At 72.7% G+C, this 22086-nt stretch carries 17 protein-coding genes; 6 read left to right on the top strand and 11 right to left on the bottom strand.

Features of this window, described 5'->3' with window-relative positions:
• Positions 1-249: 249 nt before the first annotated feature.
• The gene (locus OOJ91_RS11505; protein ID WP_266244588.1) at positions 250-936 is read right to left on the bottom strand and encodes a DUF4191 domain-containing protein; all 687 of its coding nucleotides are present in this window, start codon (positions 934-936) and stop codon (positions 250-252) included.
• A 205-nt stretch (positions 937-1141) separates the two neighbouring features.
• Here OOJ91_RS11505 and OOJ91_RS11500 point away from each other — a divergent pair, with 205 nt between their 5' ends.
• Together OOJ91_RS11500 and OOJ91_RS11495 are read left to right on the top strand one after the other, a co-directional pair.
• Positions 1142-1312: a hypothetical protein gene (locus OOJ91_RS11500; protein ID WP_266244587.1), complete on the top strand. Its 171-nt coding sequence runs from the start codon at positions 1142-1144 to the stop codon at positions 1310-1312.
• A gap of 215 nt (positions 1313-1527) precedes the next feature.
• A complete protein-coding gene (locus OOJ91_RS11495; protein WP_266244586.1) occupies positions 1528-4419 on the top strand; it encodes a helix-turn-helix transcriptional regulator in 2892 nt (963 codons plus the stop codon).
• Positions 4420-4435: 16 nt separating this feature from the next.
• On the opposite strand, the gene OOJ91_RS11490 is transcribed toward OOJ91_RS11495, so the two are convergent.
• The gene (locus OOJ91_RS11490; protein ID WP_266244585.1) at positions 4436-6100 is read right to left on the bottom strand and encodes a hypothetical protein; all 1665 of its coding nucleotides are present in this window, start codon (positions 6098-6100) and stop codon (positions 4436-4438) included.
• A 53-nt stretch (positions 6101-6153) separates the two neighbouring features.
• Entirely contained in the window at positions 6154-7161 is a 1008-nt protein-coding gene (lipA, locus tag OOJ91_RS11485; RefSeq protein WP_266244584.1) for a lipoyl synthase, read from the bottom strand.
• 448 nt (positions 7162-7609) lie between these two features.
• Here lipA and aspS point away from each other — a divergent pair, with 448 nt between their 5' ends.
• A complete protein-coding gene (gene aspS, locus OOJ91_RS11480; protein WP_266244583.1) occupies positions 7610-8896 on the top strand; it encodes an aspartate--tRNA(Asn) ligase in 1287 nt (428 codons plus the stop codon).
• Positions 8897-8997: 101 nt separating this feature from the next.
• Here the strand turns inward: aspS and lipB are convergent, their stop codons facing one another.
• Both lipB and OOJ91_RS11470 read right to left on the bottom strand, forming a co-directional pair.
• Positions 8998-9639 (bottom strand): lipoyl(octanoyl) transferase LipB, encoded by a 642-nt coding sequence (lipB, locus tag OOJ91_RS11475; protein ID WP_266244582.1) that lies wholly within the window; start codon positions 9637-9639, stop codon positions 8998-9000.
• A 64-nt stretch (positions 9640-9703) separates the two neighbouring features.
• Positions 9704-11530, bottom strand: a complete 1827-nt coding sequence (locus tag OOJ91_RS11470; RefSeq protein WP_266244581.1) for a DUF2079 domain-containing protein — start codon at positions 11528-11530, stop codon at positions 9704-9706.
• Positions 11531-11741: 211 nt separating this feature from the next.
• Between OOJ91_RS11470 and OOJ91_RS11465 the strand changes: the two genes are divergently transcribed.
• The gene (locus OOJ91_RS11465) at positions 11742-12977 is read left to right on the top strand and encodes an extracellular catalytic domain type 1 short-chain-length polyhydroxyalkanoate depolymerase (protein ID WP_266244580.1); all 1236 of its coding nucleotides are present in this window, start codon (positions 11742-11744) and stop codon (positions 12975-12977) included.
• A 112-nt stretch (positions 12978-13089) separates the two neighbouring features.
• On the opposite strand, the gene OOJ91_RS11460 is transcribed toward OOJ91_RS11465, so the two are convergent.
• Positions 13090-13989 carry a TIGR01777 family oxidoreductase gene (locus OOJ91_RS11460; protein WP_266244579.1) on the bottom strand — a complete coding sequence of 300 codons (900 nt, stop codon included), beginning with the start codon at positions 13987-13989 and terminating at the stop codon, positions 13090-13092.
• Between the two features lie 136 nt (positions 13990-14125).
• On the bottom strand, positions 14126-15127 hold the full coding sequence (locus OOJ91_RS11455) for an aldo/keto reductase (RefSeq protein ID WP_266244578.1): 1002 nt from the start codon (positions 15125-15127) through the stop codon (positions 14126-14128).
• Between the two features lie 60 nt (positions 15128-15187).
• Between OOJ91_RS11455 and OOJ91_RS11450 the strand changes: the two genes are divergently transcribed.
• Positions 15188-15601 carry a MerR family transcriptional regulator gene (locus OOJ91_RS11450; protein WP_266244577.1) on the top strand — a complete coding sequence of 138 codons (414 nt, stop codon included), beginning with the start codon at positions 15188-15190 and terminating at the stop codon, positions 15599-15601.
• Here OOJ91_RS11450 and OOJ91_RS11445 read toward each other — a convergent pair.
• Together OOJ91_RS11445 and OOJ91_RS11440 are read right to left on the bottom strand one after the other, a co-directional pair.
• Positions 15591-16085 (bottom strand): hemerythrin domain-containing protein, encoded by a 495-nt coding sequence (locus OOJ91_RS11445; RefSeq protein WP_266244576.1) that lies wholly within the window; start codon positions 16083-16085, stop codon positions 15591-15593. The two genes, OOJ91_RS11450 and OOJ91_RS11445, sit on opposite strands and share 11 nt — an antisense overlap.
• Positions 16086-16176: 91 nt before the next feature.
• Positions 16177-17514: a low temperature requirement protein A gene (locus OOJ91_RS11440; RefSeq protein WP_266244575.1), complete on the bottom strand. Its 1338-nt coding sequence runs from the start codon at positions 17512-17514 to the stop codon at positions 16177-16179.
• Between the two features lie 152 nt (positions 17515-17666).
• On the opposite strand from OOJ91_RS11440, the gene OOJ91_RS11435 reads away from it, so the two are divergent.
• Positions 17667-18602: an SDR family NAD(P)-dependent oxidoreductase gene (locus OOJ91_RS11435; protein ID WP_266244574.1), complete on the top strand. Its 936-nt coding sequence runs from the start codon at positions 17667-17669 to the stop codon at positions 18600-18602.
• Positions 18603-18665: 63 nt separating this feature from the next.
• Here OOJ91_RS11435 and sucB read toward each other — a convergent pair whose 3' ends face one another.
• Both sucB and lpdA read right to left on the bottom strand, forming a co-directional pair.
• The gene (sucB, locus tag OOJ91_RS11430) at positions 18666-20510 is read right to left on the bottom strand and encodes a 2-oxoglutarate dehydrogenase, E2 component, dihydrolipoamide succinyltransferase (protein ID WP_266244573.1); all 1845 of its coding nucleotides are present in this window, start codon (positions 20508-20510) and stop codon (positions 18666-18668) included.
• Between the two features lie 67 nt (positions 20511-20577).
• Positions 20578-21969, bottom strand: a complete 1392-nt coding sequence (lpdA, locus tag OOJ91_RS11425; protein WP_266244572.1) for a dihydrolipoyl dehydrogenase — start codon at positions 21967-21969, stop codon at positions 20578-20580.
• Positions 21970-22086 lie beyond the last annotated feature (117 nt).

Below are 22086 nucleotides of genomic sequence, written 5' to 3'. Positions count from 1 at the left end.
CCTCGGCAAGATCCGCGCAACATCGGGGATATTGCTGTCTCCCGCGCGTCGGAGGCAGCAACATCGGGGATATTGCGCAGATCTTGGGCGCGGGGCGCGGGGCGCGGGGCGCGGGGCGCGGGGCGCGGGGCGCGGGGCGCGGGGCGCGGGGCGCGGGGCGCGGGGCGCGGGGCGCGGGGCGCGGGGCGCGGGGCGCGGAAAGAGCCGGACCCGTCCGGGGCCGGCTCTTTCACGCGTACACCTTTGGGGTCAGCGGCCCCGCGACTGGCGGGAGGCGCCCGGCGGCCGCATGTTCTTGGGGATCGCGCCCTTGGGCATCTGCGGCCGGGCGGTGAGCGCCTTGAGTCGCTTGTCCAGCGCGTTGACGTCCTTGCCGTTGAGCGCGCGGGGCAGCCGCAGCAGCGTCGTCCGCAGCTTGCGGATCGGCAGCTCGCCCTCCTGCTGACCGATCACGTAGTCGTGCAGCGGTGCGGAGCCGATGACCTTGGCCAGCCGCCGCTTCTCCTGCCCGAGCAGGCCGCGCACCCGCTGCGGGTTGCCCTCGGCCAGCAGGATCACGCCCGGCCGGCCGATCACCAGGTGGACCATGTCCATCTGGGTGGTCGAGCTGACGGCCGGGGTGACCCGCCAGTCGCCGCGCATGTTGTCCATGATCTGCGCCGCCGCGCCGGGCTGCCCCTCGGCGGCGTTCATCATCGCCGCGTTGGACCGCAGGTTGAGCACGATCAGCACCGCGAGCAGGGCGAACAGGATGCCCAGCGGCAGCCAGATCCAGCTCCAGAGGATCACCGCGACCACGGTGAGCGCGAGCGGGATGAGCACCGCTGCGGCGACCAGCGGCGCAAACCACCGATCCTGCTTGGCGGTGAACTGGAACACCATCCCGATCTGCTTCAGCCGCTGGCCGAACGAGACCTTCTCCTGGGGCTTTGCCATGCCGCAGAGTCTAGTGGTCCCCGCCGGCCCCGTTGATCCGCGTCCGGGTGCTGGCCGGCTGAGTACCTTACGTCGCCTCAGGCGCCCCGACCGGGCGGGTAAGGAGGGTGCGGCGGGACAAGATGAGGCGGTGTGCCCATGCCCGGACGGGGCCTTCGCGCGAAGAGTCGTCAGCAGAGACGACGACGCGACGAAGGAGCCCGACATGTTCGGCAACGACGTGGATTTCCTGCTCTCCCTGCACCGTACGCACACCGCTGAGCTGCGGGCCGAGGCTGCGGCGGACCGACTGGCCCGGTCGGTGCCGCGCCGCGCCGGTCGTACCTGGCTGGGCCGCCGCCAGCCGGCCCGCCGCCCGGGCGACGACCGCCGGTGACCTCGACCGCCGCACCCACCGCGCCGGGCGGACCCGGGTCCGAGCCGCCTGCCGGTCGGCACGACGAACGGGGGCCCGGGTCCGGACCGTCAGCCGGCGGACCCGGGTCCGTGCCGCCGGCCGCTCGGCTCGGGTCCGGGGCGGCGGGCCCGTCGTCGCGTCGCCGGCCGATCGGCGGGACCGGTGTTCCGTCCGGTCATGGCATGCTCGGTTCCGTGACCGTACGTGCCGCCAGTTCCGTTCTCGTCGGCCGCCAGCGTGAGATCACGACGCTGCGGGACGCGCTGGGCCGGGCCGGGAAGGGCGAGCCGGCCACAGTCCTGGTCGGTGGCGAGGCGGGCGTGGGCAAGACCCGGCTGCTGGAGGAGTTCGCGGCCGGGGCCGCCGCCGCGGGCGCTCGGGTGCTCGTCGGGCAGTGCCTGGAGCTGGGCGAGGCGGGCCTGCCGTTCGCGCCGTTCGCCGCGGCCCTGCGCGCGGTGCTGCGGGCCGACGGCGCCGAGGTCTTCGCCGGCTACGAGGCGGAGTTCGCCCGCCTGCTGCCGGAGCTGGGCCGGATGCCGGCGGGGCTGGCCGCGCCGAGCGTACGACCACTCACCGACGCCCCCCGCGGCTACCTGTTCGACCTGGTCGCCGAGCTGTTCCAGCGGCTCGCCGACGCCCGGCCGCTGCTGCTGATCATCGAGGACCTGCACTGGGCGGACCGCTCCACCCGGGACCTGATCGGTTTCCTGGTCCGGGCCGTGCGGCCGGGGCGACTGCTGCTGGTCTGCACCTACCGCACCGACGAGTTGCAGCGCGGCCATCCGCTGCGTCCGTTCCTCGCCGAGCTGGACCGGGCACGCGATGTCGAGCGGGTCGAGCTGGGTCGGCTGGACCGCGACGGCACCGGCGCGATCCTCGCCGACCTGCTCGGCGGCGAGCCGGCCCCCCGTGCCGTCGACGACATCCACGACCGTACGCAGGGCAACCCCTTCTTCATCGAGGAGTTGGCCGTCGCCGGCTCCCCGCTGGGCTGCGCGGCGCTGCCCGAGACGCTGCGCGACCTGCTGCTGGCCCGGGTGGACCGGTTGCCCGAGCCGGCCCAGCGGGTGCTGCGGATCGCCGCGGCCGGCGGCACCCGCTTCGCCCACGGTCTGCTCGCCGAGGTCGCCGGCCTGCCCGAGGCCGAGCTGGAGGACGCGTTGCGCGCCGCCGTCGCCGCCCAACTGGTGGTGGCCGACCACGACGGCGACTACGAGTTCCGGCACGCGCTGGTCCGCGAGGCCGTGCACGACGAGTTGCTGCCCGGTGAGCACGCCCGACTGCACGCGCGGTTCGCCGCCGCGATCGAGGCCCAGCCGCACCTGGTCGTCGCCGGCCGCGCCCCGGCCGAGATCGCCCACCACTGGCACGCGGCGCACGATCACCCCCGTGCCCTGGTCGCCGCGCGGGTCGCGGCCTGTGCCGCCGCCGACCGGTACGCCTACGCCGAGCAGCGTCGACTGCTGGAGCGGGCGTTGGAGCTGTGGGAGCTGGTGCCCGACGCGGCCGACCTGCTCGGCATGGACCACCTGGCGTTGCTGGAGCAGACCCTGGACGCGGCGGTGACCGCAGGCGACTTCAGTCGGGCCATCACGTTGACACGTGCCGGACTGGCCGAGGTGGACGCCGACGCCGAGCCGCTGCGTGCCGCCCGCCTGCTGGACCAGCGGGGCCGACTGATGGCCCTGCTCGGCAAGAGCGACGGCAGGCGGGAGCTGGACGAGGCGTACCGCCTGGCGGCCGGCGGGCCCCTCGGGGTGGAGCGCGTCCGGCTGCTGGCCGACATCGCCGCCCACCTGGTCAAGATCGATCCTGAGCAGGCGGCCCGGGTCGCCGCCGAGGCGAGCACGGACGCCGAGACGCTCGGTGAGGAGCTGGTCCTGCTGCCCACGCGGATCGCCCTGCTCTGCCGCCAGCAACACGGGGACCGGCTGGCCGAGTTGGGCAGGGCCGAGACCGTGGCCGAGGCGGCCGGGGACACGGCGGCTCTCGTGCTGGTCAAGGTGTTCCAGTCGGACGTGCTCGGCGAGCTGGGCCGCTACGCCGAGTCGGCGCAGGCGGCCGAGGCCGGGCTGGCCGAGGCGCGGCGGGTGGGGATCGGCCGCTCGACCGGTGCGTACCTGCTGTCCAACCGGGCCGAGGCGCTCATCGCGCTGGGTCGGTGGGACGAGGCCGAGAAGGTCTGCGCGGAGGCCGCCCGGATCGACCTGTCAGGCGTCACCGGGCTGCACTGGCTGCAGTTGGGCGCCGGGCTGCGGCTGGCGCGGGCGCACCCGGGCGCCGACGAGATGGTCGACCGGGCGTTGGCCTTCCTCGGCCGGCCCTACCTGTGGCCGAATCACCGGCTGCCCCTGCACGAGCTGGGCATCGAGGCGGCGCTGGCCGCCGACGACAAGGTCGAGGCGGTACGCGCGGCCCGTGTCGCGGTGGCCGACGACAGCCTGCCGCACCTGCCCCGCGAGGGTTGGCCGGTGCTGAGCGCCGGGGCGCGTACCGCCGCCCGGGTGGGTGACGGGGAGCTGGGCGCCGCCGTCGCCGCGCTCGCGGCCGACCTGCCGACGCGGCACCCGGCCGCACGGGCGCACGCCGCCCAGGTCAGCGCCCTGCTGGCGGCCGACGACGAGGCGTTGCCGGCGTGGCGGGAGGCGGTGCTGGCGTGGCGGGCCGACGGGCAGCCGTACCCGCTGGGTCGGGCGTTGGTGGCGCTGGCCGAGGCCGCCGCCGCGGCCGGCGAGCGGGACGAGGTGTCGGCGGCGGTCACCGAGGCCGCGGGGATCGCCCGGCTGCTCGGCGCGACGCCGCTGGCCGAGACGGCTGCCACCCTGGCGCGGCGGGTCGGCCTGCGCGGGACGGGCACCGGCGGTGCCGGGGCCGATCTGCTGACGTCCCGGGAACGGGAGGTGCTGCGGCTGGTCGCCGAGGGGCACAGCAACAGCCGGATCGCCGAGCGGTTGTTCATCTCACCGAAGACGGCAAGCGTGCACGTCTCCCGGATCATCGCCAAGCTGGACGTCACCAACCGGGGCGAGGCCGCCGCGCTGGCCCACCGTCTCGGCCTGCTCGCCGAGCCCGCCGCGCCCCGCTGACGGCGGCGCGGTCTCCTCAGCCGCGCGGCAGGTAGATCCGCCAGCCGTCGACGGTGACCAGGTCCAGGTCGCCCGGGCCGGCGCCGAGCCGCTCGTCGAGCCGGGCCGCCAGCGGCGAGCCGGTCGGCGCGACCCAGGCCGGCGCCGCCGCGCGGTCCACCTCGCGGCGGTACGCGGGGTAGCGGTCGAAGCCGGGGCGCAGGGTGTCGTCGACGACCGCGCAGACCACCTCCTCGGCGGTGGCGAAGGTGAGGCGGTTGCAGGTCCAGTAGCCGGCGCGCACGTGTCGTACACCCAGGTGGCGCAGCGTGGCCACCAGCTCGTCGTGCCGGGCCTCGGCGGCCCGGGTCGCCGAGGCGGTCCGCACCGCCTCAATGGTGGCGTGGGCCGCGGTGACGAGCGTGGCGGCGAGGACGACGAGCGCCACCGGCCGCGCCACTCTCCACCCGGGCCACGACCGCGTCGTCGCCCACCCGGGACCGGGCCGCGCGGCCGTCGCACCGCGACCGGGCCGGGCCAGCGTCCAGAGCGGCCAGAGCAGCGCCGGTACGGAGATGAGCACTGTGGACAGGTAGCGCGAACTCTCCACCGGGGTCAGACCTGAGGAACTGCTCACCGTGTACGCGCCGAGGGTGCCCACCGCGGCCAGCACGAGCGCCAGCCGCAGGGCCGCCGCGACCCGGGGCGCCGAACCGTCCGCACCCGTGGAGTCGGGTGGGTGGCGAAGCGTCCACCAGGCCGTGCCGGCGGCGACGAGCAGCAGCACCGGCAGCGCGTACGCCCACCACAGTTGCCAGGTGGCGCAGGATCCGGGGCCGCAGAACCCCATGCCCAGCGGCGGCCCGAGCAGCAGCCCGCCGTGCAGCCGGTCCGCCCAGCTCGCGGTGGCGTCCGCCCCGCCGGCGGCGAGCACCGCGTGCAGCGGGTTCCGGCCGGTCAGCAGGCTGTGCGCCAGCAGCGGGGCCGCCCCCAGCACGGCAGCCGCCCCGAGCAGGGCGCCGGCCCGCCCGCGCAGCTCCCGGTGGCGGAACGCCACAAGCACCGCCCCGGTCGCCGCGACGTACGGCAGCACCAGCGGGTCGACCCAGAGCAGCAGGCCGGCCAGGAACCCCCAGGTCGCCCAGCGTACGAGTCGACACCCCGGCCGGCCGGCGGCCAGGTCGACGGCGAGCAGGGCGAGCGCCACCCCGACCGCGTTCATCTCGGGATAGCCGCCGCCGGCGATCAACTGGTTCTTGACCACCCGGTCGGAGCCGAGCGCCAGCAGCGCCACCACCAGCAGGCCGAACCAGCGGTCCCCGGTCAGCCGCAGCGTCAACCGCCACGTCAGCAGCAGGAACAGCGCGTACAGCGCCAGCGTGGGTAGCCGCAGACCGAACAGGGACGGGCCGGCCACTGCGAACACCGGCGCGGCCAGGTACGCCTCCAGCGGGCCCATGTACTGCTGGCCGTAGAACCAGACCGGGAAATCCTCGCCCCGGGCGATGTGCAGCGCGGCCAGCCCCATGGTGGCCTCGTCGCTGTTCGTCGGGGGAGTGGCGTGGGTTAGCAGCCAGAGCCGGTAGCCGACACCGGCGAGCACTGTCAGCCCGGTGAGCCAGCCGACCAGTCCGAGGCGCGTGCCGGGCCGCGGGAGCGGTCGACACGCGCCGCGTGGCTGTTCGCGTACCCCGGCGGTCATCGCACGATCATGACACCCGGGCGCCGCACGGTCCGTGCGGCGCTGTCGGCGGGTCAGCCGGCGGTGGCGACCGGGGCGGCGACCGGGGTGGTGGCGCGGGCGTCGAGCGCCTGCTTGTAGAGCCGGCCGGCCCGGTACGACGAGCGCACCAGGGGCCCGCTCATCACCCCGGCGAAGCCGATCTCCTCGGCCTCCTCGCGCAGCTCCACGAACTCCTCCGGCTTGACCCAGCGGGTCACCGGGTGGTGCCGGGGGGAGGGGCGCAGGTACTGCGTGATGGTGATCAGCTCGCAGCCGGCCTCGTGCAGGTCGCGCAGCGCCTGGGAGACCTCGGCCCGCTCCTCGCCCATGCCCAGGATGAGGTTGCTCTTGGTGACCAGGCCGTCGGCGCGGGCCTGCCGGATCACGTCCAGCGAGCGGTCGTAGCGGAACGCCGGCCGGATGCGCTTGAAGATGCGCGGCACGGTCTCCACGTTGTGGGCCAGCACCTCGGGCCGGGAGCCGAAGACCTCGGCCAACTGCTCGGGCACGGCGTTGAAGTCGGGAATGAGCAGCTCCACGCCGCAGCCGGGCTGCAGGGCGTGGATCTGTCGGACGGTCTCGGCGTAGAGCCAGGCACCGCCGTCGGGCAGGTCGTCGCGGGCGACACCGGTGATTGTCGCGTACCGCAGGCCCATCGCGACCACCGACTCGGCGACCCGACGCGGCTCGTCGGCGTCGAACTCGGCAGGCTTGCCGGTGTCGATCTGGCAGAAGTCGCAGCGCCGCGTGCACTGGTCGCCGCCGATGAGGAAGGTGGCCTCCCGGTCTTCCCAACACTCGTAGATGTTGGGGCAGCCGGCCTCCTGGCAGACGGTGTGCAGCCCTTCACGCGAGACGAGCCCGCGCAGCTGGGTGTACTCCGGGCCCATCTTGGCCTTGACCTTGATCCATGGCGGTTTCCGCTCGATCGGCGTCTCGGCGTTGCGCGCCTCGATCCGCAGCAGGCGACGCCCCTCGGGGGCGGCCGTTGCGGTGCGCGCTGCCTGGCCGGTCGTCGGCGCGGAGTGCTCGATCGTCACGAAAACGAGCCTACGCCGGACGGCGGGTGTCTATGTGCGTCAGGCGACCGGCGTCACGCCCCGAACCTTGTGACGCCGGACACCGGCGAGCCGAAAATTGGCGTCACACGCGTGGGGCGCAGGTGTTAGCGTCGCCCGCAACAGCGACGACGGAGCCGAGTAGCGCCCCGACCCGCCAGTGCAGAGAGCCGCCGGTGTGCTGAGAGGCGGTCTGGCGACGGGTGCGCGAAGACCCTCCCGAGCTGCGGGCAGAACGGCGGTGACGCCTACTAGAGCCCGCCCGGCTGGCCCCGGTCATCAGGCGTCGAACGAGGTCCCCGTTTCGGCGGGGGCGAAGGTGTGGTGGCACCGCGAGGTTCCCGCTCGCCCACACCTCCCTGGGGCTGATGCGACGCATCGCTTCCCCCGGGCGGCGACGGCGTGGCGATCGACCGAGGAGCAGCCCGCCATGCAACGAACCCTGTCCCACCACCTACCCGCCCAGATCGGCACGACCGTGCGGATCGCCGGCTGGGTCCACCGCCGCCGACTGCTCAAGTCGGTGGCCTTCCTGATCGTGCGGGACGCCGCCGGCCTGGCCCAGGTGGTGGTCACCGACCCGGCTGTCCGCGCCGAGGTGGAGAAACTCACCGAGGAGACGGTCGTCGAGATCATCGCGACGGCCACCGCGAACGAGACGGCGCCCGCCGGGGTCGAGCTGACCGACCCGACGGTACGGCCGCTCGGGCCGCCCGCCGTGCCGCCGCCGTTCGACCTGTACCGGCCGGCGCTCACCGCGAGCCTGCCCACCCAACTCGACAACGCGCCGACCGCGCTGCGCCACCCGACCCGATCGGCCGCGTTGCGCGTCTCGGCGGCTGCTGTCGCCGGCTTCCGGGCCACCCTCGACGCCCGGGACTTCGTGGAGGTCCACACGCCGAAGGTGGTCAGCTCCTCCACCGAGAGCGGTGCGAACGTCTTCGCGCTGGACTGGTTCGGCCGGCCCGCGTACCTGGCCCAGTCGCCGCAGTTCTACAAGCAGCTGATGGTCGGCGTCTTCGAACGCGTCTACGAGGTGGGGCCGGTCTTCCGGGCCGAGCCGCACGACACCGTCCGGCACCTCGCGCAGTACACCTCGCTCGACGTGGAGCTGGGCTTCGTCGACGACCACCACGACGTGATGCGGGTGCTGCGCGACACCCTGGCCGGGATGCTGGCAGCGGTGGGCGAGCGGGCCGCTGGGGCCCTGGCGGCGGTCGGCGTCGCACTGCCGCAGGTGCCGGCGGAGATCCCGGCTGTGCACTTCACGGAGGCGTTGACGATCGCCGGGGCGCCTGCCGACGAGCCGGACCTCGCGCCCGCCCACGAACGGGCGCTTGGCGAGTGGGCCCACCGCGAACACGGGTCCGACTTCCTCTTCGTCACCGGCTACCCGATGGCGAAGCGGCCGTTCTACACCCACCCGGACCCGGCGCGGCCCGCGTACTCGAATGGTTTTGACCTGCTCTTTCGCGGTCTTGAGCTGGTCACCGGTGGGCAGCGGCTGCACCGGCACGCCGACTATCTGGCAGCGCTGGCCGCCCGGGGCGAGTCGGTCGAACCGTACGCGGGATATCTGGACGCGTTCCGGCACGGCATGCCGCCGCACGGCGGCTTCGCCATCGGCCTGGAACGGTTCGTGGCCCGGCTGGTCGGCGCGGACAACATCCGGGAGGTCACCGCGTTCCCGCGCGACCTACACCGCCTGACCCCGTAGGAGGCCGCACGGGCCGGCGTCGTCCGACGCCGGCCCGTGCGCCCCCCGCGACACCCGGTGCGGACTTTCTGGCCGGCGACCCTCGGCCGCGGGTTGGACGCTCAGACCTCGACGAGGGTGGAGAGTCGGCGCTCGACCACCGGCAGCACGTCGGCGACGCCGATCGGCCGGCCCAGCTCGGCGGTGAGCGAGGTGACGCCCGCGTCGCGGATGCCGCACGGGACGATCCGGTCGAAGTACGTCAGGTCGCAGTCGCAGTTGATCGAGAAGCCGTGCAGGGTGACGCCCCTGGCCACCCGGATGCCGATGGCGGCCACCTTGCGGGCCGGCCCCCGGTCGTCCGCGGGCACCCAGACCCCGCTGCGCCCCTCGACCCGGCCGGCGGCCAGCCCGAACTCGGCGCACACGTCGATGAGCAGCTCCTCGGTGCGGCGGACGTAGGCGACCACGTCCACCGGGTCGGGCAGCCGCAGGATCGGGTAGCCGACGAGCTGCCCCGGCCCGTGCCAGGTGATCTTGCCGCCCCGGTCCACGTCGACGACAGGGGTGCCGTCCATGGGCCGATCCCAGGGCTCGGTGCGCTTGCCCGCGGTGTAGACGCTCGGGTGCTCCAGCAGCAGCACGGTGTCGCCGCGCTCGCCGGCCACCACCGACTCGTGCAGGCGCCGCTGCTCGTCCCAGGCAGCCTGGTAGTCGAGCAGGCCGGCGCGGACGGCCGTCAGGCCGGAGGTCGTCGTCGTCACGGCGTCCAGCCTAGTCCCGTCGACGGCTCAGATCCGTCGTGAGCCGCCTCACCGGGTGAGCCGGTCAGGCCGGCGGGATGCGCCAGAGCCAGACGTCGTCGATCCGTTGCGGCTCGCCGAACAGGGCGGTGGCGGTACGCCGCACCGCCGCCTCGTCGACTGGGAACTTCGCGCCGTGCACCTCGTCGGCGAGGACCACCGTCTCGATCCGCCAGTGCCGCAGGTCCGACTGGACCTCCCGGATCGTGCCGTCGGTGACGATCGGCACCAGCCCGGTGCGGCCGGCCTGGTCCATGAGCGCGCTCAGGGTGCGCGGCACCGGGCCGATCCGGCCCCGCCCGTCCGGGCCGCCCGGGCCGAGGAAGAAGCCGCCCGGGATCGCGAACTCGCCCTGCCGGTGCGACAGCGCGTACGCCTGCCAACGCTGTCCGTCCGGGTAGATGTCCACGGTCAGCGGCACCGGTGTCAGCACCCCGTCCGGCGAGACGTACTCGCGCCAGGCACCGGACGTGATGAAGTGCGGGATCGGCTCCCGCTCGCGGGTCAGCAGCGGGGTGGGCAGCAGCGGCAGCAGGGCCACCGCGAACCCGAGCGACCAGGCCAGCTCCGTCGAACGGTGCCGGGGCGGCGCGGCACGCAACTGATCCAGGATGTACGCAAGCAGAACCCCGATCACCGGCGCCACCACCAGGGCCAGCCGGGCGGGCAGCGCGGCGTTCACCACCGGCAGTTGCCCGAGCACGTCGAACGGCATGGGCAGGTCCGTACGCCGTCCGTCGATCTTCGCCACCGGCCCGAAGGACAGCACCGTGAAGATCACCGCGACGACGCCCAGCGCCCAGAGGACGGCCCGGCGGCCGGGGTCGGCGCGTCGCCAGAGCGCGACGAAGCAGACCACCGTGAGCACGAGCAGGGGAATCCCGAAGAACGAGTTCTCCTCGGTGGGGTTCGGCGCCAGCGCGGTGCCCAGCCCGACCTCCCCGGCCAGGGAGCGGCGCGGGAAGGCGGCGAAGGCGACGATGTCCTCGGAGTGGATCACCGGATCGAAGCCGGTGCCGTGGAACCGCTGCGGCCCGGCGAAGTGCAGCCACAGCGGGTACGACAGCAGCACACCGGCGACCACAGCTGTCACGCCGAGCCCGCGGACGAATGTGGGTAGGGCGGCTCGGGCCTCGGCGCGGTGGGCCGGGTGCACCGCCCAGACGGCGACGAACACGCCGAGCGCGAGGGCGGCGAAGAACAGGCCCTCGGCGGCGATCGAGAAGGCCACCGCCACCAGCACGCCGAGGATCACTCCGTCGCGCAGCCAGTGCCCGGGGCGACGCAGCGCGAACAGCCGCCAGATCAGCAGCGGCACCAGCCAGCCGGCGGTCCAGTTCAGGTGGGCGTTGGCGTGCGAGACCATGCCGGGGGAGTAGGCGATGAACAGGCCGCCCACGCCGGCGGCGAGGCGGCTGCGCACCAGGTGCCGGGAGAGCAGCCAGTACCAGGCCAGCGCGGTGGCGAGCAGGTTCAGGGTGAGGATCACCAGGAACGTCGCCGGTGGCCCGACGAGGTACGTGAGCGGGGCGAAGACCACCGCGTACACAGTGATCGAGGTGTTGACCGCGAGGTTCACGCCATCCGGGACGTTGATCAGGTACGTGAAGAAGGGGTTCTCCCCGTGGGTGACCGCATGCCCGCCGAAGGCCAGCAACCACTCGAAGAGCGCCTGGTCGCTGGAGTTGACGGTGATCGTGCGCACGTTCGGGTCCCGCCACAGGCCGCTGGTCACCCAGACGGCGAGCGCGAGCGCCACCAGCACGACGATCAGGTCGGCCCGGCGGTCCCGGAGGGCGCGCGGTGGCGACGCTGGTGCGGGCCCGGTGGCCAGCGACGGGGAGGAGGGCACGCAGCGGACGTTACCAACCGGACCTGGACGAGCCGGTCAGACCGGCGGTTGTTGTCGGCTCCGCTGCCCTCGCGATTGGCGCGGTTCGTCGTACACAGCGGCTGCCGTGAATGTGTGACTGTGCCCCATGTCATAGCGGCGACACATCGTCGTAACGTCTCGGCAACTCGACCGTGACCCAGTTCACAGTCCGCCCCCTCAGGAGGCCGCAGTGCGCCGCTCCTCATCCACCCTCAACCGGCTGCTCGGTGCGGTCGCTGGCCTCGTCCTCGCCGCGGCGGGCGCGATAGCCCTCGCCACACCCGCCCAGGCCGCCACGCTCACCCAGGTCACCGGGTTCGGCTCCAACCCGGGCAACCTCGCCATGTACGCCTACCGGCCGGACAACCTGCCGGCAAACTCCCCGGCCGTGGTCCTGCTGCACGGGTGCACCCAGAACGCCTCCGGCTACTTCGCCGGCTCCGGCTGGCAGAAGTACGCCGACCAGTGGAAGTTCGCTCTGATCGTCGCCCAGCAGCCCTCCGGCAACAACGCCAACTCCTGCTTCAACTTCTTCGAGGCCGGCGACACCGCCCGAGGCCAGGGGGAGGCGCTCTCGATCAAGCAGATGGTCGACCACGCCAAGGCGAACTTCGCGGTCGACGGCTCCCGGGTCTTCGTCAGCGGCCTCTCCGCGGGCGGGGCGATGAGCGCCGTCATGCTGGCCACCTACCCGGACGTCTTCGCCGCCGGATCGATCATCGCGGGCATCCCGTACCGCTGCGCCACCAGCATGGTCAACGCGTTCAGCTGCATGAACCCGGGCTCGGACAAGTCCCCGGCCGCCTGGGGCGACCTGGTCCGTGGCGCGTACTCCGGCTACACCGGCCCGCGCCCCCGGGTGGCCATCTGGCACGGCACCTCGGACACCACTGTCACCCCGCTCAACGGCACCGAGTCCCGCGACCAGTGGACCAACGTGCGGGGGATCTCGCAGACGCCGACAAGCACGTCGTCGCTGCCCGCCAACACAAGCCTTGAGGTGTACGGCAACGACGAGGTGCGCCTCTACCGCGTCTCCGGGATGGGCCACGGCACCCCTGTCGACCCGGGCTCGGCCGCGGACCAGTGCGGCACGGCTGGCGCGTACCTCCTGGACACCATCTGCTCGACGTACCGCGACGCGCTCTTCTTCGGCCTGAACGGCGGCGGCAGCACCCCCACCCCGACGGCCACCCCCACGCCGACCCCGACGGCCAGCCCCACGCCGACGCCGACGCCGACCCCGACCGCGCCGGCGACCTGCGTGACGGCAAGCAACTACGCGCACGTCACGGCCGGTCGGGCCTACCAGTCCGGCGGGTACGCCTACGCGAACGGCTCCAACCAGCGCATGGGCCTCTACAACACCTTCTACACGAGCACCCTCAAGCAGACCGCCCCCAACTACTGGGTAATCGGCTGCTGACCCCACCCACCCCCCGGTGATCAAGAGGTTTGCGTCAGAATCCGGCTCCCGGATGACGCAAACCTCTTGATCAACGCGGAGTGGTCAGGGGGGAGTGGTCAGGGGGGAGTGATCAGGGGGTCAGGGCTGCCTGGAGGGCCTCGGGGAGGGTGGGGTGCTGGTAGGGGTATCCGGCTCGGGTCAGGACGGCGGGGTGGACTCTCGTGCTTGTCAGGGCCTCGTGGGCGAAGCCGCCCAGGGCCACCTTCAGGGCCAGGGCGGGGATCGGAATGATCGCCGGCCGGTGCAGCTGCCGGGCCAGCTCCCGGGTGAACTCGGCGTTTGTCACCGGATGCGGACCCACCACGTTGACCGGGCCGGCGATCTCGTCGTGGGTCAGCAGGAAGACTGTCGCGTCCAGCCAGTCGGCCATCGAGATCCACGGCAGCCACTGCCGGCCACTGCCCAGCCGCCCGGCGATGCCCAGTTTGAACGGCAGCAGTTGCGGCTTGAGCAGCCCGCCGTCGCGGTGCAGGGGCAGGCCGGTGCGCAGTCGCACCACGCGTACGCCGGCGTCCTCGGCCGGACGCGTCGCGGCCTCCCAGACACGGCAGACGTCGGCCAGGAAACCCTCGCCAGCGGGCGCGTCCTCCTCGACGACCCGGTCGCCCGTGTTGCCGTACCAGCCGACGGCCGACGAGTTGAGCAGGGCTCGGGGACGGTCGGTGGCCGGCAGCCCGGCGATCGTCGTCGCGAGCGTGCTGCTGCTGTCCACCCGGCTGGTGCGGATGAGCCGCCGGTAGTCGTCGTTCCAGCGCTTGTCGCCGACGCCCGCGCCGGCCAGGTTGATGACGGCGTCCGCCCCGGCGACCGCAGCCGGATCGAGCTGACCGGCGGCGGGATCCCACTGCCGCTCCCGTGGGTCGCGCGCCGGTCGGCGCACCAGCCTGGTGACCTCGTGCCCGTCGGCGGCCAGCCGGTCGCCCAGCCAGGTACCGAGAAAGCCGGACGCGCCGGCCAGAAGGATCCGCATGCCCTTATCTTCGTCGAAAACGCCACTCCCGGACGCGCCCCGCCCCCACTCCTCGCCGATCTTGCGCTCAGTGTCGCCGTTCTGGCGGACAAAGTCCGTTCTGCCCGGACAGACACGTGCAAGATCGGCGAGGGAGTCAGAGCGCGGGGGTGGGGCGTAGGTCGGTGAGGAGGCGTTCCACCTCGGCGTACGCCTCGGGGGGTAGCGGGCCCACGGTCAGGGTCGCCAGGTTCTCCTCGGCCTGCGCCACGGTGCGGAGGCCGGGGATCGGCACCGTACGCGGGCTGCGGGCCAGCAGCCAGCCCAGCGCGCCCTGGGCGAGAGTCCGCCCGTCCGCGGTGAGCGCTTCCCGGACCTGCTCCACCCGGGCCGCCCACCGTGGCGTCGGCCGGCCGTCGGTGAACCACTGCAACCACTCGGGCGCGCGGCCGCGCACGTCGTCCGCCCCGACGGCCCGGGTCGACCCGGTGAGCAGCCCCATCGCCAGTGGCCCCCGGTTGAGGCTGGCCAGGTCGTGGCGGTCACAGACGGCGAGGACCGCCGCGTTGTCGCTGAGCACCGACTCGTCGTGCTGGATCGCCGCGCAGTGCGGGCCGGCAGCCGCGAACGCCTCGGCCGAGGCCGGATTGTCGGTGCTCCAGCCGTACGCCCGGATCTTGCCCTGGTCGACCAGGTCCTCAAGGGCGCCGACCAGGTCGAGCGCGGCGGGCGCCGGCAGCTCGTTGATGTGCAGTTGGTAGAGGTCCACGTGGGCGGTGCCGAGCCGTCGCAGCGAGTCCTCCAGGCTGCGCACGGCGAAGGCCGGGCTGGCGTCGGTGCCCAGCGCCCGCCGGGTGGCCTCCTCGCTGACGTTGCCGAACTTGGTGGCGATCACCGCGCTGTCCCGCCGGCCGGTCAGGGCCCGGCCGAGGATGCGCTCGCTGTGCCCGGCGCCGTAGTTGCTTGCCGTGTCGAACAGGGTCACCCCGAGGTCGAGTGCCCGGTGGATGGTGCGGATCGACTCGTCGTCGTCCACCTCTCCCCACCCGAACGGCTGTCCACCGTCACCCCAGAGCGGCCCGCCGATCGCCCAGCACCCCATCCCGATCGCGCTCACCTCGATGCCGCTGCGTCCCAGCGTCCGTGTCGTCGTCGTCATGGAGACCAGCCTCCAACCTGGAGTGCGCTCCAGGTCAAGGGGTGGCTACGATGCCGAGACATGACCGGTTACGCCCCCGCGGAGGCCGCCCGGCGCAGCGGCTTCAGCCTTGACACGCTTCGGTACTACGAGAAGATCGGCCTGCTGGCCGACGTGGGCCGTACGGCGGGCGGCCAGCGCGTCTTCACCGACGACGACCTGAGCTGGCTGGTGCTGTTCCGCTGCCTGCGCGACACCGGGATGCCGATCGCCCAGATGTGCCGCTACGCCGAGCTGGCCCGCGAGGGCGACCACACCGTCGACGAGCGCCGTGAGCTGCTGCAACAGCACGCGGCGCGGGTCGAGGAGCAGATGCTCCTGCTGAGCCGCCAGTACGAGCACCTCCGGGAGAAGATCCGCTTCTACGAGCGGCTGCCCGGGCCGGCGGCCGGGCAGCCCACCGCCACCCGGTCCGGCCCAGCAGTCAGCCGCTGACCTGCCCCGGCACGGTCAGGCCGAGGAGGCCCTCGGCCGTCCCGGGTCGGCCGGTGAGCGCGTTCAACGCGGAGACCAACCGCTTCTCCTCGTAGCGGAAGTGCGTCTCCAGCAGGGCGGCCAACCCGTCCAGCTCGCCGCGCACCTGGGCGAGTGGCACAGTCGCGTCGTCGGCGAGCAGCGCCTCGACCCGCTCCAGGATCCCCGCCACCACCTCGTGATCGGTGATCAGGTTGGCGATGACCGGGCGTAGTTCGGGAACCTCGTCGGCCAGGACCCGGAACGCCCCGGCGTCCTCACCTGTGTGATGGCGGCCGAGTGCGGCGCAGAAGGTCAGACAGTGGGCCCGCAGGTCTCGCGAGGGGCGGGCGCCGCCGAGGCTTTCCCGCAGGCGGGTCAATTCCGCCCTGAGCCAGAGGTGGATCTCGATCATCTGATTGCCGACGGCGGCGAGCCGGTCGGCCGGTGAACCAGTCGGGTGCACGTTCGTCCCATGCTGTCCCGCGCCTCCATGCCCACGGCGGCCTTCGTGCCGGGTACACCGCGACGCTGCGCCGGAGTCTATCCCGAACCGATCACGGCGTGGTCGGCTCGTCGGTCTCCCGGACGTCGTGCCAGCGTGCCCGCCAGGCAGCCTCGTGGGCCTCGTGGCTGGTCCGCTCCTCGAAGACCACGGCCCGCAACGCGTGCCGGGATTCCGACATCACCATCACCTCCACGGCCACCAGTGCCACGCAGATCACTGTCGCGAGGGTGAGCGCGCCCAGCGCCGGCAGGTGCTGGCCGACCGGGAGGGCCGCCGTGAGCACCACGATCACCCCGACGCGGGTCCAACTGACGGTGTGCAGGGTGCGCAACTGGAACAACATGTTGACGGCGAAGTAGCAGATCAAACCGCCGAAGAGCATCGGCACGGCCGGTCCCTCCACCTTCTCGGCGATCCCGCCGGCCGGGTCAGTGATCTTGTGCAGGATCTCCTCGTTGCCGATGGAGAAGAGGATCACCCCGGCGATCATCGGCAGGTAGAGATACGCGTACGCGTCGCGCGCCATGGCCACCCGGGGGCCACCCTCCGCCGCGTGCAGGGCGATCCGGGCGGCCGGCCCGATGAAGTCGAAGTGCGCCCACCACAGGGCGGCCGTGACCACGATGCCGAGCGCCGCGGCAGCCACCGCCGGCCAGGTCACCGGCTTGCCGAGCAGATTGCCGCCCACCCCTGTGGAGATGATGGACTCGCCCAGCGCGATGATCAGGATGAGGTCGTAGCGCTCCGTCCAGTGCTCGGCGCTTGTCACCCCCCAGCCCCAGGTGCCGACGATGAAGCCTGTGGCGTACTGCACCACCACCACGGTGATCCACAGGCCGTCGCGGACCAGCGCGGCCCGGCCGGGGTCGTCGATCAGGGTCGGGAGCAGCGCGGCGGTCAGCAGCAGCACGATGCTCACCGCCAGCTCCGGGGCGAAGCGCCGCAGTTGCCGCCGCTCCTGCGGGCTGTCCCGCACCACGTGCTGGTAGAGGATCCAGTGGATGCCGCGGACCACGACGTAGCTGATGGCCACAAGCATCGGGCCGGCGGCGCCGGCCTTCGGGTCGCTGAACGCCTGCGGCAGGGCCAGCGCGAACGAGAACAGGGCGGCCATCGAGACCACCATGAGCACCGGGACGTAGCCCTCGCCGAGCCGGACGCGGGTGGCGACCAGGCTGTGCACCACCCAGATCCACCAGAGCACGGCGAGCACCAGGGCGGCGTGCAGCAGTTGCCGGCCGGAGATGTTGGCGGCGGTCGCCCGGGTGATGATGAAGAACGAGAAGACGAAGACCAGGTCGAAGAAGACCTCGAACTTGTCCACCCGGGCACCGGGAGCGATCGGGACGGCCGGTCCCAGTTGTCCACCCCGCCGGTAGCCGCCCACGGTCCCACTCTGGCAGCGTCCGGCCTGCTCGGAGGCCCGAACAGCGATGGCGACGGTGTCCGGCGTTACCTCCGGCCCGGCTCGGGAAACACCGGGACCATGGCCTCCGGCAGCGGCCGGTCGGCCCGACCCACCCTGGACAAGGATGGATCATGACGACGAACAACCCGATCACCACCTCGTTCGCCCATACCTCCACGGCCATGGACGTGATCCGGGGTGTGGACCTCGTCCGGCGGCGGGCGGTCGTCACCGGCGGATCGTCAGGCATCGGCGTGGAGACCGCCCGTGCCCTGGCCAGCGCCGGCGCGGAGGTCACCCTGGCCGTCCGCAACCCGGACGCCGGCCAACAGGCCGCCGACGACATCACCGGCACCACAGGCAACGACCGGGTCATGGTCGCGCCGCTCGACCTCGCCGACCAGGGCTCCGTCGCCGACTTCGTCGCCAACTGGGACGGCCCGCTGCACATCCTGGTCAACAACGCCGGCATCATGGCCGCGCCCCTGAGCAGGACCCCGCAGGGCTGGGAGATGCAGTTCGCCACCAACCACCTCGGTCACTTCGCGCTCGCCACCGGGCTGCGCCCGGCGCTCGCCGCCGCCGACGGGGCCCGGATCGTCTCGGTCAGCTCCGCCGCCCACCTGCGCTCGCCTGTGGTCTTCGACGACATCCAGTACGACACGCGGGAGTACGAGCCGTGGCAGGCGTACGGGCAGTCGAAGACGGCGAACGTGCTCTTCGCCGTGCAGGCGTCCCGGCTCTGGGCCGACGACGGGATCACGGCGAACTCGCTGATGCCCGGCGCGATCCGGACCAACCTCCAGCGCTACGTCAGCGAGGAGGAGCTGAACCGGCTGCGCGCGGGCAACACGGCGGCCTGGAAGACCGTGGAGCAGGGTGCCGCCACCTCGGTGCTGGTCGCCGCCTCGCCGCTGCTCGACGGTGTGGGCGGGCGCTACTTCGAGGACTGTCAGGAGGCCGCTCCGGCCCAACCCGGCGGGCGGACGGGCGTCGCCGACTACGCGCTGGACCCGGAGGCGGCCGAGCGGCTCTGGAAGGTCTCGACCACCCTGCTCAAGAGCTGAGGACCGCAAACGAGAGGGCGCCCCGGTCGACGACCGGGGCGCCCTCACGGCGTTGCGAACGGATCAGGCCAGGCCCAGCTCCGACTCGAAGTTGCCGCCCTCCAGCCGCTCCTTCACCGCGGTCAGGAAGCGGGCCGCGTCGGCGCCGTCGATCAGCCGGTGGTCGTAGGACATGGCCAGGTAGACCATCGACCGGACCGCGATGACCTCGCCCAGCTCCGGGTCGTTGACCACGACCGGACGCTTCACCACGGCACCCGTGCCGAGCATCGCCGACTGCGGCGACGGCACGATCGGAGTGTCGAACAGAGCGCCCCGGCTGCCCGTGTTGGTGAGCGTGAAGGTCGCCCCGGCCATCTCGTCCGGGGTGATCTTGTTGGCCCGGGTGCGCTCGGCCAGGTCGGCGATCCGCTTGGCGATGCCGCCCATGTTGAGGTCACCGGCGTTGTGGATGACCGGCACGAGCAGGCCGCGCTCGGTGTCCACGGCAATGCCGAGGTGCTCGGCGGCCGGGTAGGTGATCGTGCCGCCCTCCAGGTCCATGCTGGCCTGGATGATCGGGTGGGTCTGGAGCGCCTCGATGGCGGCGAGCGCGAAGAACGGCAGGAACGACAGCTTCACGCCGTGCTTGGCCTGGAACGAATCCTTGGCCTGGACCCGCAGCTTGGCCACCTTGGTGACGTCGACCTCGACGACAGTGGTCAGCTGCGCCGTCTCGTGCAGCGACTGCTGCATCCGCTTGGCGATGGTCGCCCGGATGCGCGGCAGCTTCTCGGTGGTGCCCCGCTTGCTGCTCGGCTGCGGCTTCGCGGCCGGCTTCGCCGCAGCGGCCGACGGTGCGGCGGTCGACTGTGCGGCCGGAGCGGGCGCGGCCTTGGCGGCCTTCGCCTTCTCGGCCGCGTCGAGGACGTCCTGCTTGCGGATCCGGCCACCCACGCCGGTGCCGTTGAGCGAGCCCAGGTCGACGCCGTGCTCGCTGGCGAGCTTGCGGACCAGCGGGGTGACGTACCCGGCGGTCTCCTCGCCGCCACCCTGCGCCGGCGCGGACGGGCGCTGCGGCGCGGCGGTCGGCGCGGACGGCTGCGCGGCCTGCTCGGTCTTCGCGGGCTGCGCCGCGCTCTCGGTCTCCGCGGCGGGCTCGTTGTACGACATGCCCGGGGTGGGCTCCTCGACCTTCGGCTCCGGCTTCGGCTCGGCCTTCGGGGCCGGCGTGGCCTCCGCCTTCGGCTCGGGCTTCGGCTCGGGCTTCGCCTGGGCGGGGGCCCCACCGGCGACGCCGATGATCGCCAGGTCGGCGCCGACGTCGGCGGTCTCGTCCTCGGCGACCTTGATCTCCAGAACCGTGCCGGCGACCGGGGACGGGATCTCCGTGTCCACCTTGTCGGTGGAGACCTCCAGCAGCGGCTCGTCCACCTCGATGGTGTCGCCGACCTGCTTGAGCCAGCGGGTGACAGTACCCTCGGTGACGCTCTCACCCAGGGCCGGCATCTTCACCGCGGTGCCCTCGCCCGACGACGCGGCGGCCGGAGCCGGCGTCTCGGCCGGGGCCTCGTCCTGCGCGACCTCGTCGGCGGTGCCCTCGGCGGCGGCCGTCGGCTCGGCGGCCGGCTCCACCGACTCGGCCGGGGTCTGCTCCTGCGGGGCGGCCTCGCCGCCACCGGTCGACTCGCCCTCACCGGCGATGACGGCCAGCTCGCTGCCGACCTCGGCGGTCTCGTCCTCGCCGACCACGATCCGACTCAGCACGCCCGCCGCGGGCGACGGGATCTCGGTGTCGACCTTGTCGGTCGAGACCTCAAGCAGGGGCTCGTCGACCTCGACCGTGTCGCCCTCCTGCTTGAGCCAGCGCGTGACGGTGCCCTCGGTGACGCTCTCGCCGAGCCGGGGCATGGTGACCGATACCGGCATGTTCTCCAGACTCCTTCATTCCCCTTGGGGGATCTTCGCCCGTCGCCGGACGCCGCGGTTTGGGTGATCAGGCGTGCGCGTGCAGCGGCTTGCCGGCGAGGGCCAGGTGCGCCTCGCCCAGGGCCTCGTTCTGGGTCGGGTGGGCGTGCACGAGCTGGGCGACCTCCGCCGGGTACGCCTCCCAGTTGTAGATGAGCTGCGCCTCACCGATCAGCTCACCCACCCGGGCGCCGACCATGTGCACGCCGACGACGGGGCCGTCCTCGACCCGGACCAGCTTCACGAAGCCGGTGGTCTTGAGGATCTGGCTCTTGCCGTTGCCACCGAGCGGGTAGTTGATGCTCTTGACCTTGTCGGCGCCGTACTGCTCCTTGGCCTTCGCCTCGGTGAGGCCCACCGACGCCAGCTCCGGGTCGCAGTAGGTGACGCGCGGGATACCGACCTCGTCGATGACGGCCGGGGTCTGCCCGGCGATCTCCTCGGCGACGAAGATGCCCTGCTGGAAGCCCCGGTGCGCGAGCTGAAGGCCGGGCACGATGTCGCCGACGGCGTAGACGTTCGGCACGCTTGTGCGCAGCCGCTCGTCGGTCAGCACGTAGCCGCGGTCCATCTTGACGCCCTGCTCCTCGTACCCGAGGTTCGCGGTGTTCGGGCCGCGACCGACGGCGACCAGCAGCAGCTCCGCCTCGACGGTCTCGCCGCCGGAGATGGTCAGCTTGACGCCGTTCTCGGTCTTCTCGACCTTCTCGAACGGCTTGCCGACCTTGAAGTTGATCTTCCGCTTACGGAAGGCCCGCTCCAGCGCCTTCGACGACTCCTCGTCCTCGGCGGCGACCAGCCGGGGCAGCGCCTCGACGATCGTCACGTCGACACCGAAGGACTTCCAGACGCTTGCGAACTCGACGCCGATCACGCCGCCACCGAGCACGATCACCGACGACGGCACCCGGTCCATCGTGAGCGCGTGGTCGCTGGTGATGATCCGCTCGCCGTCGACCTCAAGGCCGGGCAGGCTCTTCGCGTACGAGCCGGAGGCCAGGACGATGTTGCGGCCGGTGTAACGCTTGCCGTCGACCTCGACGACGTTCTTGCCGACAAGCGTGCCGTGGCCCTCGACGATGGTGATCGCCTTGTTGCCCTTCAGCAGGCCCTGCAGACCCTTGTACAGGCGGGAGATGACACCGTCCTTGTACGAGTTGACCCCGGCCATGTCGATGCCGATCAGCTCGGCCTTCACACCGAACTGCTCCGACTCGCGGGCCTGGTCGGCGATCTCCGCCGCGTGCAGCAGGGCCTTGGTCGGGATGCAGCCGTTGTGCAGGCAGGTCCCGCCGAGCTTGCCCTTCTCGATCAGCGCGACGGACAGGTCCAGTTGGGCGGCGCGCAGCGCCGCCGCGTAGCCGCCGCTGCCACCTCCGAGGATGACGATGTCGAAGGTCGCTTCGTTCGGCTCGCTCACGTCCAACTCCCAGGTCGCGTCGCTGCATCGGGGGTCACGGGGTTGTAACACGGACACACCCCACCTCGGTCATCTTGTCACCACTGGGCACAGGGTGCGTACTGAGGTGCCCAACGA

The sequence above is a fragment of the Micromonospora lupini genome, assembly GCF_026342015.1.
GTDB lineage: Bacteria > Actinomycetota > Actinomycetes > Mycobacteriales > Micromonosporaceae > Micromonospora > Micromonospora lupini_B.
Note: the sequence above shows the minus strand (reverse complement) of the source record. Positions and strands in the feature narration are given on the sequence as shown.

Bases quoted from the DNA above. Each gene is read 5' to 3' on its own strand.
- OOJ91_RS11505 (WP_266244588.1), bottom strand. From the start codon at position 936: ATGGCAAAGCCCCAGGAGAAGGTCTCGTTCGGCCAGCGGCTGAAGCAG.
- OOJ91_RS11500 (WP_266244587.1), top strand. From the start codon at position 1,142: ATGTTCGGCAACGACGTGGATTTCCTGCTCTCCCTGCACCGTACGCAC.
- OOJ91_RS11490 (WP_266244585.1), bottom strand. From the start codon at position 6,100: ATGACCGCCGGGGTACGCGAACAGCCACGCGGCGCGTGTCGACCGCTC.
- aspS (WP_266244583.1), top strand. From the start codon at position 7,610: ATGCAACGAACCCTGTCCCACCACCTACCCGCCCAGATCGGCACGACC.
- OOJ91_RS11460 (WP_266244579.1), bottom strand. From the start codon at position 13,989: ATGCGGATCCTTCTGGCCGGCGCGTCCGGCTTTCTCGGTACCTGGCTG.
- OOJ91_RS11455 (WP_266244578.1), bottom strand. From the start codon at position 15,127: ATGACGACGACGACACGGACGCTGGGACGCAGCGGCATCGAGGTGAGC.
- OOJ91_RS11450 (WP_266244577.1), top strand. From the start codon at position 15,188: ATGACCGGTTACGCCCCCGCGGAGGCCGCCCGGCGCAGCGGCTTCAGC.
- OOJ91_RS11435 (WP_266244574.1), top strand. From the start codon at position 17,667: ATGACGACGAACAACCCGATCACCACCTCGTTCGCCCATACCTCCACG.
- sucB (WP_266244573.1), bottom strand. From the start codon at position 20,510: ATGCCGGTATCGGTCACCATGCCCCGGCTCGGCGAGAGCGTCACCGAG.